3 protein-coding genes are annotated in these 14,291 nt (G+C 48.1%); all 3 read left to right on the top strand.

Features of this window, described 5'->3' with window-relative positions; genetic code table 11:
* The first annotated feature begins 417 nt into the window (after positions 1-417).
* From rtxH to rtxA, 3 genes are read left to right on the top strand one after another with little or no spacing between them, the layout of a single operon-like run.
* Positions 418-777, top strand: coding sequence for a protein RtxH (rtxH, locus tag AACX38_RS00040; protein ID WP_228862759.1), 360 nt, complete (start codon positions 418-420; stop codon positions 775-777).
* Between the two features lie 30 nt (positions 778-807).
* Complete coding sequence (rtxC, locus tag AACX38_RS00035) at positions 808-1,269, top strand: RTX toxin-activating lysine-acyltransferase RtxC (RefSeq protein ID WP_099109068.1); 462 nt, start codon at positions 808-810, stop codon at positions 1,267-1,269.
* 26 nt (positions 1,270-1,295) lie between these two features.
* Positions 1,296-14,147: an MARTX multifunctional-autoprocessing repeats-in-toxin holotoxin RtxA gene (gene rtxA / locus AACX38_RS00030; RefSeq protein ID WP_228862758.1), complete on the top strand. Its 12,852-nt coding sequence runs from the start codon at positions 1,296-1,298 to the stop codon at positions 14,145-14,147.
* Positions 14,148-14,291: the final 144 nt, after the last annotated feature.

Here is a 14,291-nt window from a genome sequence, read left to right as displayed (position 1 = left end):
AAATCTAATAACAATTATTATCTGTTATGATTGTGGATATTAGCGTGGGTTATTGGGACAAAATGCGGTGTCTAAACAGACATTTTAATATTTATATGTTGATTTTAAAGAGCAAATAGATATATTTTCGATCAAAGTGGCCGGTAATTTATTTGTTTTTTTTCTCTTATTTTGTCTGCCATTACAGATTATGTTGAATTTTATGTATGTTTTAAATCTTCATTCTGATTATTCACTCATGTTGTAATGGTGTTTTTGATACGCTTTAACCAACTGATTTTTTGTAATCAATTTACGGCAAAAACGGAATTTAATAATAAATGAAATTCTGCGGAGTATAGCATTCATTTATCATTTAATTATTTCAATTTAATATACCTTTAACATTGGGTTAATATTTATTTAATGGATAGTGATATGTCTGAAAAATTTGTTCAAACAATTTCAAGCGTTAATTACAATAAAGGCGTGTTCTCTCTTTATTTTGTTGGTCAGGATCCTCAGCGAATGGCAAATGGTGTACTGGCCGAAAACGATCAGGAGCTGGAGTTAAAACAAGTTATCCATATGCCGGCATCCGGTTTTATGTATATGGTTTCTATGGTGAAAGGTATGCTCGAAGATCCGCGTATGGAAGCCGAAATCAATAAACTGATTGCAGCCGGTTTTTTGCCGATGCCGGAAATAAATGAAAGCCCCGCGACGGCTGAAGCTGACAATACAGTTGCAGAAGCTGAACAGCCGGAAAAACGTGCTGCACGGAATACTAAAAAATAAAAATAAAATCAGCCGGATAGTTGCTTTATTATGATGATCACACATCAACCGGCAACCCTGAATCAGACTGAAATACAGGCCATCATTGGCGGGGTAATGTTACTTTGCCAACATTCCCCCCTGCATCGCCGTTATTTAGTTGCCGAATGGCAACAACGTATCTTACCGTCATTTCAGCTCAATCAGTTTTGCTATTACGAAGATGAACACCAGCGCCCAGTTGCTTTTTGTAATTGGGCTTTTTTGTCTGACAGCAGCCGCGCGGCAATTCTTTCCGGTGAAAGGGAGATATTGCATGAAGACTGGCGCTCTGGTCAGCATATCTTTTTTCCAGAAATGATAGCCCCATTCGGGCATGCACATGATATCGCCCGGGATTTGCGCCGCCGTGTATTTGCGGCCTGGAAAGGCCAGAGAGCCTGTACTGTCCGGGGTATTCTGGATGTTAAAAATGACCGCTGTATCCGCCGGATACAGTGGTTTACTGTTTAATTTTTTGCCCAACACCAGGAATATTTATGGGGAAATCATCTAACCGAAGTACGGAATACTTCTTTACCGGGAGATATGAGGATGATAATGACGGTAACACAATACATGCGATAGGCGTTGGCGGCGTTATTAATGCTTATGGCGGTAATGACTATATTGTCGTCGGGTCAATCGGTGCCACAGTCAATACAACATGGGGTCATGATACGGTTGTCGGTGGTGCCGGTTATCTGAACATCAATGATACAAGTGGCTCCCTGACGGTCAAAGGCGGGTCAGGATATACCGCCATTAATAAAACACATAACGGTACGATAGAGTTTGCCGGTGCTGCTGGTGGGCTGAACATCAATCACACCGGTGATAACGGTGCTATCAACTACGCGGGGGTTTCCGGTTATAACGGGATCACCCGTAAAGGTGTAAAAGGTGATATCAGTTTTAAGGGAGCCGGTGGTTATAACAGCCTGTACTCCGATGTAGAACAGGGGAATATCCACTTTGCCGGAGCGGGCGCATATAACCGGATTATCCGTAAAGGCGCTGACAGTGACTTGAGCGGCGAAGGCATAGAGTACGCTGATGCCAAAGAGATTATCCTGAAAAGTGCGACCATGAATGGGTCATGGATTGGCAGCGATAATCAGGTGTCAGGCATTAAGTCAACACGGGAGCCGAACACTTACCTGTTTGCCTTTGCTGACAGCACTTACACTAAAATTCATAAAATCCAGCTTCGCAATGATCCCGCAACCGGAAAACTGACCTACCACTCTACCGCCTGGTATAAAGAGGGTAATCACCTTCAGGGGCTTGAAAAACAGGATATCTCTGCGCAGAACGGTTTTGTGGATGTGGGGATTGACGGAGCCTATACCCTGTCAAATCTGGTTGTTGAACACCAGCAAGCCACCACGATTCAGGCAGTAGAGCAACAACTGACAGAAAACGAATGGGTGACATATGGTAGTGGTGTGCGTATTAAGGCCGCCGATGTCACTTTATCTGATGCCAGAATGGGCGGCTATGCGGTTTATCAGGATGGCACCAAGGTTGATGTAACAGCGGTTAAATCCCATCGCCAGCCAAACACCTATGTGTATGCCAAAAAACTGGGTGTTTATACCAAAATTGTGGTGATCGAGTTAAGAAACCATCCTGAAACCGGAATACTGCAATACATTGCCCGCCCCTGGTATAAGGAAGGCGACCATACGATCAATCTGGCAGATAAAATCATCTCAGAAAGCTACGGTTATACTCCGATGGGAACCGGCGGTTATTCACTGAGTGATCTTCATTACAGCGCCAGAATGGTACAGACAACTACCGAGCGTGTTGCCAGTACACACGAATACAGTGACCAGTCACTGTTTCCGGTGACTGAGCGTCGTGAAACTTCAGGTGATGTCCGTTTTGAAGGTGCTGGTGGCGGTAACGTTATCAAATCCAATGTTACAAAAGGCAACGTTTATTTCAGTGGCGCAGGTATTGCCAATGTTATTGAACACACCTCTGCATTCGGTGATACGGAATTTAACGGTGCCGGTGGTGCAAACGTCATCATCAAAAAAGGCAAGGAAGGCAATCTGAAATTTAATGGTGCCGGAATTGCCAACGTGCTTCTTCATCAAGGGAAGCGCGGGGATATGGAAGTCAATGCCGGTGGTGCAGCTAACGTGCTGGTTCGTGTCGGTGACGGGCGCTATCTTGCCCATCTTCTGGCTGTCGGTAACATTTCCATTCACAAAGGAAATGGGAACAGCCGCGTCTCAATGGGCGGTGGTTTCAATACTCATACTCAGATTGGTCATGGTGATGCGGTCTGGTCGGGTGTTGGCGGTGCCAATGTTCTGACTCAGGTGGGACAGGGAAAAGTGTCTGCCATTCTGGCCGGAGGCGCCAATATTCTGACCAAGATTGGCGAAGGCTCTCTTGAATCCGGCATGCTGGGTGGCGCGAATATTATTACCCACATCAGCAATCACTCAGATGCGACCAAATCTGATAATACAAAAGTCATTGCTCTGGGTGGTGCTAACGTTCTGACCAAAAAAGGCAGAGGTGATCTGCTGTCTGTGATGGGCGGCGGGGCTAACGTTCTGACTCATGTCGGGGATGGAAACACTTCCGGCATTCTGTTGGGCGGGGCGAATATCCTGACCAAAGTGGGTAACGGAGATACCACCGGCATCATGCTGGGGCTGGGCAATGTCCTGACTCATGTCGGTGACGGGCAAACTCTGGGCGTGATGGCGGGAGCAGGAAATATCTTCACCAAAGTCGGTGATGGCGAAACCATTGCCGCAATGCTTGCTTTCGGCAATATTTTTACCCATGTCGGTGAGGGCAATGCGTGTGCACTGATGGCGGGTGGCGGCAATATCTTCACTAAAGTGGGGAATGGTGATGCGCTGGCACTGATGCTGTCATTCGGCAACGTATTCACCCATATCGGTGATGGTATGAGTGTTGCCCTGATGATCGCCAAAGGTAACATTGCGACTAAAGCCGGTAACGGTGATGCACTGGCGGCCATGATCGGCAAAGGGAATATTTTTACGCAAATCGGTCATGGTTCTACTTTTGCCGCCATGATTGGCGGAGCCAACATTCTGACAAAAGTCGGTAATGATTTGACTGCGGCATTAATGATAGGCAAGGCCAACATTTATACCCATGTCGGAGAAGGCACCAGCATCGGTTTGTTTGCCGGTACGGCCAACATTATGACCAAAGTCGGTGATGGCACAACACTGGCAGCGATGTTTGGCAAGGCCAATATCATGACTCACGTCGGCGATGGTATGACGGGTGTACTGGCGCTGGGTAAAGCAAATATCGTGACCAAAGTCGGTAATGACTTTATGGGTGTTGTAGCGTCCTCAGAGGCCAACGTAGTAACCCATATCGGGGAAGGCACAACAGCCGCCCTGCTGAACGGTAAAGGGAATATTCTGACCAAAGTGGGTGACGGAACCGCTGTTGGCCTGCTGGTTTCCAAAATCGGTAACATCATGACTCACATTGGTGATGGTGACACGATCGGGTTTGCCAAAGGCGAAGCCAATATCATTACCAAAGTGGGTGACGGTACAGGCGTGAATGCGGTCTGGGGTAAAGCCAATATTCTGACTCACTATGGTAACGGAGATCGCTACAACTTCGCCAAAGGGGAAGCGAACGTCATCACTAAGGTGGGTGATGGTCAGGAAATTACCGTTGTTCAGGGGCAGGCCAATATTATTACCCATATCGGCAATGGTGATGATTACACCGGCTCGTGGGGCAAAGCGAATGTCATTACTAAAGTCGGTGATGGGCGCAATGTTGTACTGGCTAAAGGTGATGCCAATATCGTGACTCAGATCGGTGAAGGGGACAGCTTCAACGCATTATGGAGTCAGGGTAACGTTGTCACCAAAGTGGGTGATGGTATTCAGGCAACCGTCGCCAAAGGTAAAGGCAATATCACCACAACCGTGGGTGATGGTTTGAGTGTCACCGCTGTTCATGGTGATCTGAATGTTAATACCAAAGTGGGTGATGGTGTCTCTGTCAACGTGGCATGGGGCAAATATAACGTTAACACCCGCGTGGGTGATGGCCTGAATATCTCTGTCATGAAAGGCGCAGGCAATGCCAATATCCGAGTGGGTGACGGCCTGAACATCAACGCCTCTTACGCCCGGAATAATGTCGCCGTTCAGGTTGGTAATGGTGACTTTTATAGTCTGGCTGTCGCAACCAGCAATACCCAGAGTAACAAACTGGGCGCACTGTTTGATAACGTCAAACAGACATTGCTTGGCTCAGCAGGCAGTCAGGGCATCAGCTATCTGGTAAACGGTGATGAGGCCAACACATCAGGAACCCACAAAGGGCGCGGAGCCATTGATCTGCCGGAAGTTTCCTCACTGGATGGCTTTAAACTGACAGAAGTGGATGAAGTCACTTCTGATCTGAGTGAGAGCCTGCAAGGTGCGGTGTCGGAGGTGGATACACCGGATACTGAGGCAATGCAGCGTAGTCTCAGCCATGAAAAACGTCAGGCCGGTAATCTGATTGTTAATGGTGATTTTGAGCAAGGTTCTGCGGGCTGGCATTCCACAAACGGGATTGAAGCTCACACTTCCGCTGTTTCTTATGGTTTAAGCAAAGAGGGACATGGCGAGCGGGTCAGTGAACTTGATGTGGATATCAACACCCGTATTTATCAGGATATCAACGGACTGGTTGAGGGAGAGCCTATCAGCGTCAGTTTTGATTACGCCATGCGTGCTGGTCTTTCTGATGATAATGGCATAGATGTACTCTGGAACGGAGAGCTTGTTTTTTCCATTTGGGCAGATGATAGCGGTAAAGCGGAATGGAAAAATAAAACGTTAACTCTCACCGCACAGGCAGGTAGTAACCGGCTCGAATTTGCCGGTACTGGTGTGAGTGATGGCTTAGGCTTTGTGCTGGATAACGTCGTTGCCCGCTCTGAATGGTCGGACAAGGATATTGCTGATTACGTGGAGCAGGATCAGGCAGCCACAAATGCCTTGCAGGACAAGGAAAACGCAGAAGCTGATCGCCAGCGACTGGCACAGGAAAAAGAGAAACAACTGGCGGCAATTTCCGATACTCAGGCACAACTGGAAAATACTGATCTGACGGCGTTGAATGCCAATGGTCAATCGCAGCGTGAAGCCATCAGGGATGAAGCCCAGTCAATCACACAAGAGTTGATAGCAAAAACCAAAGGGCTGGAAGCGCTGAATGATTACTCTACGTATCATGGGCAATCCGGTCAGCAGTGGCGTGATCAGTATGCTGATGGTTTATTAGGTAACATCCAGACTCAGCTCGACAGTGCAAAAGAGACGGCACAACAGCAGCTGGAACATTCTCAGCAGGCCTCAGCGGAGCGTCTGGGAGAAGTGAAAGACGCCGTTGCTAAATCTGAATCAGGTGCTAACAAAGGAGAGCAGGATCGTCAGCACTCCATGCAGAGGATTGAAGATGCCCGTGCTGATATTGAATTCAGGGAGCAGGAGGCTATTGCTCATCAGCAGCAGGCTCAGAAGGCAGGCCGTGACGGAAAATCGGCAGCACAGAAAGCGGAACAACGTGGTCAGCATGCCGTATCTGCGGCAGAAATAAAAACAGCTCAGGTGCAGTCAGATGCCAAAGCTGCAAAACTTGATAGCGACAAACTACCGAGCCGTGAGAAAGCGGCGGGAAGTGGGTTGTCAGGACAGATCCCTGCTGATACCGATACTAAAAAGCAGGCTGAAAATCAGGCCGGGAAAACGCATTCCTTTATTGATGCTGAATCTGCTGTTCAGACAGAAAACGAATTTGCTCCGGAACTGCAATATCTGGAAGAAGATCTGGGCGAGCTGGATAATGCAAAAGCAGCATTGGATCGCTTGCAGATTAATGCGGGCATACGAGCCAGAAAGCAGCATATAACTCCGAACGTCGATAATACAGGAATAGCGCAGCCGTCTGTCAGTAAGCCATCATCCACTGTCAGTACGGATGAAACACCAGCCGCGCCTGTCAGAAGAGAGCTATCAATTTCCGGTCTGGATCTCAGTGGGCTGAATGCACTGGGAGCAGGCAAAAGCCAGCCGGAACATACTGATACGCCAGAAAATTCCGGTGCAGCGCTGAGGGCACAGAAAGTCGCTAATATTTATCAGTGGCTGGATAGCGATAATAACCTCGCAACGGAAAATTATATTCCGGTGCCGGGTTTCGAGCGTGTGGATGCAGATATTCCCGATGTGCTCAGACAAAAAATGGTGACGTTTGTTGAAGGCTACCTGAATGGCACGGAAAACAGCATCCCGAAAGAACAGAGAACCTCGCTGGCAAAACTGTTTGTTGATGCCACCATTGATTATAACTGGGATAAGCGGGTCGAATTCGTCTCAAGGCTGGAACATTATGGTTATAGTTTTGAGCCTGTTCATGGCGATAAAAGCATTGTCTCGTTCTGGTCAGGCAGAAATTTCAAACAGTACCGTAATATTCTCGATGCTGCCCAGACGGATGGCAAAAAGGTTGTTTACGATATTGATGTAAAAGGTAATTCATTTGCCATCGAACTCAACAAAACCCTGATGCGCTGGGGAGGCATATTCCTTGATCCGGATGTTGCTGAGCAGAATGCGCTGAAATCAGTGATTAACGCATCGGCACGGAGTAATACCGGTTTCTGGAGTTCCCTGTACGCAACCGGCTCACGTGATGATGTTTATGTCATCGCAGAAGGTGGCCTGCGTCTGGGTAACTATTTCTGGAATGTTGAACTGCCGGTATTGCGCCAGTTGCAGCGTGAAGGACTGGTAGGGGAAATTCGTCTGCTGGACAAAGCAGCCAAAGAATATCAGGGCGTATTACCGGAAAATATCGGGCGCAGGCTGACGGATGCCGGTGTTTCTGTCAAAGCACGTTTTGATTCACTCAGCTTTGAAGAACAGGAAAGGCTGCTGGCACAGAACCCTACCGGCTATAAGCCGGATACCCTGATTGATCTGGATATCAAAACCAGTGCCATCGATACGCTGCTGAATCAGGCACTGCCATTCTACGGGTTGCGTACTGAACGTAATCTGCTGGTGCGTGAATCTGATGATTACGATGGTTTTGAAATCCGCCCGTGGCCGGGCAGGAACAGTGATGGCTCTGAAATCACCGGCTTCAAAAGCATTATTGTGGAAGACACGGATAATGCTGAACAAGTCAAAGCGGTCGAACGTTTTATTCTCGCCAACTATGATAACTACCAACAACTGCCTGATACGCTGTATCTGGTAGAAGATCGCATTGTTTCTCATGATAACGGTCGTACCCGTATTCTGGCTGAAAAAACAGACGGTAGCTGGAGCTATAAACCAAAAACTGAGCTGATGTCTGCTGATGAGTTGCAGGCAGCGGCATACGTTAAAGGTAAGATCCGGGGAGACAGTTATCAGCACGTACTGGATGCACTTGAAGGTTATGAAAACGAGCTGAAAAACAGCCGGGATTATGATCTGGAAGCCATTGAAAAACTTTCCGGTCTGCGTCAGCAGGTGGAAGGCTATCTTCTGGGGCACCCTGATTCAGAACGTACTCCGGCACTGAAAAACCTGCTATCACAAATTCAGGTGCGCCTGAATGAAACACTGGCGATTGCCGAATCCGCTGTAGAAAGCACCGCGAAAGGCAGTTTCAGTGATCTGTACAATAAACTGAGCAATGCCAGCCTGAAAGAATCCAAGCATCTTTATATTGATGAACAGGGGAATTTCGTTACCCGTGGAAAATCCAATATTCAGACTGTGGTGAAAACGGAATGGGCGGAAAAAGCGGTTGAACAGGTTAAAACCTCGGTTGCTAAAGAGTATGGTCAGTCAGTGGCGGAAGCGGTTTTCTCCAACCTGCATCCCCGTGATTTAGCGAAAGATGGTAAAGGGCTTGATGTCTCCGGCCTGAAAAAAATCCACAAGGCAATTGAACAGCAATTGTCTCCGGTCAGTGCCACACTGTTTATCTGGAAACCCAGCGATCACAGCCGATTGGGGCATGCAGCCCTGCAAATCGGGCACGGGCGTATGGAAATTACGGCTGAAAATGCTGCCGAATTCAATGAAAAACACTATGTCAGCTGGTGGCCGAAAGGTGGTAAATCAACCAGTGTCCGCCGTATTTTTGATGTTTCCACCGCAGAGCATCCGGATGTAAAACTGCGCTGGCGTGATCTCAGCCAGCCGGCGGGACAAAATGACGCGCTGGAGCTGGATGTTGCTTCCGAGGAGAAAGATAACTTCGGCCTGCACGATGGCTCACGTAAGCTGGAGCGGTTTATTGAAAAATTACAGGCCGCAAAAGGCGTTGATGCAAGATTTGAGGAGATCAGCGAAGGTTTTGCGATGGCAGCCCTTGCCAATCCTAACCTGCTGAAATCTGCCGGTGTGCCGGAACATATCTCCCGCCCGTTCATGCAGCAGTGGGAAGACGGCAGCATAGATATGCTGGAAGTGGGTAAAAACTTTGCCGAGGCATTGCGGACAGCGGCAAAACAGCAGACACCAGAGCTGACTGAAAAACGAGTGGCTAATGTGATCCGCCAGTTTGCAGAACGTGAGCTGAGCAATATTCAGGATTTCAAGGCCAGTGAACCGGATCAGGGGCGTGTTTTCCGCATTAATCTGGCGGGGCTGGATGTGGCCGCAATGCAGGCTGAGTGGCATAAAATCAGCCAGAACCCTGACGCCCGTTACCAGCTGTTGACCGGTAACTGCTCAAGCATTGTTGCCAAAGTGCTCAAAGCGGGCGGTGCGGATCAGGTTATCGGGCATAAATGGCAGCCTCATTTTGGCGTCTGGACACCAACCGAACTGTTCAATTATGCGCAGGCTCTACAGGAATCACAGGCAGCACAGGCGGAAAATACGGTCAGGAAGCAAAACCGTCGCATTGGTGAGGATCTGACAGATCAGGATCAGGCTGAAGGTAACGACAAGAGCCAGATACCGGAAATCGTGGAAGCGAAAAGAGTGGAAAAGGTGGCTATTGAGAATGATGGCACACCACCACAGGATCAGGAACCTTTTAACCCGGTGAAACGTTTCCTGAATCATGAACTTTTCGGTGCCAAAGATGCCCGTCGCAATATCAATGAAGATACACAAATCCTGCTGGATTATGCAGTAGAAAGCGGCACGGCGGAAAAAGTCACGCTAGGTGGAGATGCCGGACGCCTGACAGGTTATTATCACGTATCTGATCAAGGGCAGGCTGAACAAGGGAGTGATGCAGCCACTAGCCAGAATCCATCCAGAAAAGTGATTCTTTTCATTCATGGTTCCGGTTCATCAGCGGAAGAACAGTCAGGTGCTATTCAGAATCATTACCAGAAGCAAGGTATTGATTTACTGGCGGTGAACATGCGTGGTTATGGTTCCAGCGATGGCCGCCCGAATGAAAAAGGGTTGTATCAGGATGCCCGTACGATGTTCCATTATCTGGTTAATGATCGTGGTATCAAACCAGAAAATATCATCATACATGGTTACTCAATGGGGGGCGCGGTTGCGGCCGATCTTGCCCGTTATGCAGAACATCATGGTCAGCCGGTATCCGGTTTATTGCTGGACAGACCGATGCCAAGTATGACCAAAGCGATAACTGCCCATGAAGTACCAAACCCGGCAGGTATCACTGGTGTACTGGCAAAAGCGGTGAATGGTCAGTTCTCAGTTGAGAAAAATCTACAGGGTATTTCGAAACAGACACCAATCATGTTGCTGACTGATAACGAAGGGCTGGGTGACGCGGGTGAAAAACTCCGTACTAAACTGGTCACAGAGGGTTATCAGGTATCGGGTGAACAGACTATCTATGATCATACAGCCAGCAACCGGTTAATGAACCAGTATGCTGAACAGATTGTATCAGGTCTGCTTCCGGCAAAAGATTATAACGATACAGCTATCAATGAGGTGAAAAAACCGCTTAAAGATAATACGCCAGAAGCTGTTGAACGTGTGGTTAACAATCAGCATGTCGAAACATGGGAGAAAGTTGCGGTTAAACCTCATGCTGAAGGCGGAGAAAGCCGCTTCAACAGCCAGGTCATTATTCAGACGGAAAACGATCCTGTTGCTTTGCAAGCCGCTGCGAGTCTGGCAGGGAAACACCCTGATACCAGTGTTATTGTCCAGCTTGATGCCAACGGTCAGTATCGTGTGGTTTACGGCGATCCGGCTCAGCTTTCCGGTAAATTACGCTGGCAGATAGTCGGGCACGGGCGTGATGAATCAGCCCAGAACCTGACCCGTATGGGAGGATACAGTGCCGATGAGCTGGCGTTGAAACTGAAACAGTTCAGCGCAGACTTCAGACAGGCAGGAATCCCTGAACATATCAGCCTTGTTGGTTGCTCATTGATTGGTGATGACAAGCGTGAGGGTTTTGCCCGTCGCTTTATTTCAGCACTTGACGATCAGGGACTGCGTACTTCGGTATCAGCCCGTAGCAGCGAAGTTGCGGTAGACAGCGCCGGCCGCAAACATACACGGGATGCTCAGGAACAGTGGGTTCACAAGCTGGTGGACAACAAAATTGTGTTGGGCTGGAATGACAAGGGTGAACTGGAGTCATATTCTGAACATATCCGCCGTGGTATCTCTGAAAATGACATTGCGCTGTCTCTTGTCGGTCACTCCGGTGCTGAAGCCGGGGCGAAAGGGGCAATCGCTGAAAATACCGAGACATTCCATGCACCCGAACAGCGTGAAAAAGAGAATGACAGTGCTCCGAATAGCAATGCCCCGAATGATACGGCTTCTGATCGTCATCTGAGTTATTCCGGCAATATTCAGGTACAGGTTGGTGAGGGTGAATTTACCGCCATTAACTGGGGAACCACGAATGTGGGGATCAAGGTGGGTAACGGTGGTTTCAAATCGCTGGCTTTTGGTGATAACAATGTGATGGTTCACATCGGGAACGGAGACAGCAAGCACAGTGTTGATATCGCCGGTTATCAGGCATTTGAAGGTGCACAATTGTTTGTGGGGAACCGTAACATCAGTTTCAATCTGGGGCGCAGCAATGATCTGATTGTGATGCTGGAAAAATCCATTCCGACCCCGCCATTAATTAATCCATTTGATGGCGCAGCCCGTATTTCCGGGGTATTGCAGAGTATTTCATCACAAAACGTTGCAGCACAAAGTTCGAGTGGGCTGTTTGGTTCAGCAGACTGGCTGACAGCGCAGGAACAACAGTGGACACTGGAGGGCGCGAAGAAATATGTCCGTGATTTATCCGGTCTTGATCTGACCAGCAGTGTCAAATATGAAACTCTGACGGAACTTAACACAGAGAATGAGCGCAGCAGCCGTGGGCTGAAAAATGATCTCGAAAACACGCTGAATAAGAAATACAACCAGTGGCTGGGAGGAGAAGGTAATAAACCTGAACTGAGCCAACTTAGTCGGGCGGATAAATTCCGTCAGGCGAATGAGAAACTGGCCTTTAACTTTGCCGTGGGCGGGCAGGGTGCGGATATTCAGGTGACAACCGGTAACTGGAATTTCATGTTCGGTGACAACATTCAGTCGATACTGGATACCAATCTGGGTTCAGTGTTTGGCCTGATGACGCAGGAATATACCGCCACAGGCATGGCAAAAACCACGTTTACATTCAGCCCGACCGATTTGCCGCGCCAGATTAAAAATAAACTGCTGGGAAATCTGGCCGGTGTCAGCGCGGATACCACGCTGGCGGATATTTTTGGCGTGGATTACACACCGGACGGACGTATTGTTTCCCGTAGCGGTCAGCCAGTGGATGGCGTTGCCATCATGCAGGAACTGCTGGAAATCATTGGTGAATTCAGTGGTGATCAGCTGAAGTCATTTACTGATCCGCAAAAGTTACTCGACGGCCTGAAAGCGGGGTTGAACACCGGTACTGATGGCATTAACTCCTTTGCCGAAAGTCACGGGCTGAAAGCGAAAGCCCCTGATGACACTTCAGAAGATAAAATATCCCTGAATGAAGGAGATAAACCTACAGAGCAAACTGAAAGTGAGCAGCCGGAACGCGCATTCGGATTTAATGCCCTGAACCTGCCAAACCTGTTTGCGACGCTGTTCAGTCAGGATAAACAGACAGAAATGCAATCACTGGTGAGTAATCTGAAAGAAAACCTGACGGCAGATCTACTGAACATGCAGGATAATACATTTGATTTTCTGCGTAACAGTGGGCATCTGCAAGGTGATGGTGATATTCACGTTTCCCTCGGTAACTACAATTTTAACTGGGGTGGTGATGGCAAGGATCTGGGCGCGTATCTGGGCGATAACAATAACTTCTGGGGTGGCCGTGGTGATGATGTCTTTTACTCAGTAGGAACCTCCAACATCTTCGCTGGCGGCGAAGGTAATGACCTCGGAGTTCTGATGGGGCGTGAAAATATGATGTTTGGGGGGGCAGGCAATGATGTTGCTGTGCTGGCCGGACACATTAATTATGCCTATATGGGAGAGGGTGATGATCAGGTCTTTGCTTTTGGTGAAGGTGGCGTGATTGAAGGTGGTAAAGGACGTGACTATATCGTGGCTTCCGGTAATTTCAACCGTATTGATGCAGGTGAAGATCAGGATTATGTCGTCACCATCGGTAATCACAATCAGGTCTTACTGGGCGCGGGTGATGATTTTGCAACCGTATTCGGCAACTATAACCGGATAGATGGCACCGCAGGCAATAATGCTATTAAGCTGATGGGCTATCACGCAGTGATTAACGGTGGGGCTGGTAATGATCATCTGATTGCAGATGTGGTTTCTAAATTCAGCCGGTTTAATGGCGGTGAAGGTAATAATCTGCTGGTGTTGGGCGGCTATCAGAACCACTTCAAAGGTGGTTCTGGAGTCAATAGTTTTGTCGTCAGTGGTGATGTGATTGATAACGTCGTTGAAGATATTAAACTGGGTGACCGGATTATTTTCAACAATATCAACTGGCAGAACCTGTGGTTCCAGCGCAGCGGCTATGATCTGGTATTGCTGACTAATCGTAATATTTGCGATACATCGGGACAAGGGCAGTTTGAAGCGTTGGGGTCTGTGACTTTCACTGATTACTTTAATGGCAATCGTGCGGATATCATTACCCGGATGGGGAATAAAGATACTCAGGGTGAGTGCGAGTATACCGCCCTCTCAGCCAGTGCAGTGGATACATTAGTACAGGCTATGAGTGGGTTTGCACCTGATATTGGTGACAGTGGTTTTATTGATTTTCTGGATAGCCAGACAAAATCAACCATTATCGCTGCCTGGGCAGACACAACAAGCGGGAAATCTAAGTTAACCTGATGACTGGCAGTATTTTATTGTTCCGGTGTTTTGCTTATCAACCAGATAACATCGACAATTAATCTCGCTTTACTCGTTAGCAAAATCCGCCGTAAACCCTCTATGGGGCGGGGAGCAGTTACGTAGATATATAGTTATTTAATA

The sequence above is a fragment of the Xenorhabdus sp. PB30.3 genome (assembly GCF_963895965.1).
GTDB classification, from domain to species: domain Bacteria; phylum Pseudomonadota; class Gammaproteobacteria; order Enterobacterales; family Enterobacteriaceae; genus Xenorhabdus; species Xenorhabdus stockiae.
The sequence above is the reverse complement of the archived record's forward strand: the minus strand, read 5'-3'. Positions and strand labels throughout refer to the sequence as shown.

Excerpts from the sequence above, each read along its gene's own strand:
- rtxA (WP_228862758.1), top strand. The coding sequence starts at position 1,296 with ATGGGGAAATCATCTAACCGAAGTACGGAATACTTCTTTACCGGGAGA.
- rtxH (WP_228862759.1), top strand. The coding sequence starts at position 418 with ATGTCTGAAAAATTTGTTCAAACAATTTCAAGCGTTAATTACAATAAA.
- rtxC (WP_099109068.1), top strand. The coding sequence starts at position 808 with ATGATGATCACACATCAACCGGCAACCCTGAATCAGACTGAAATACAG.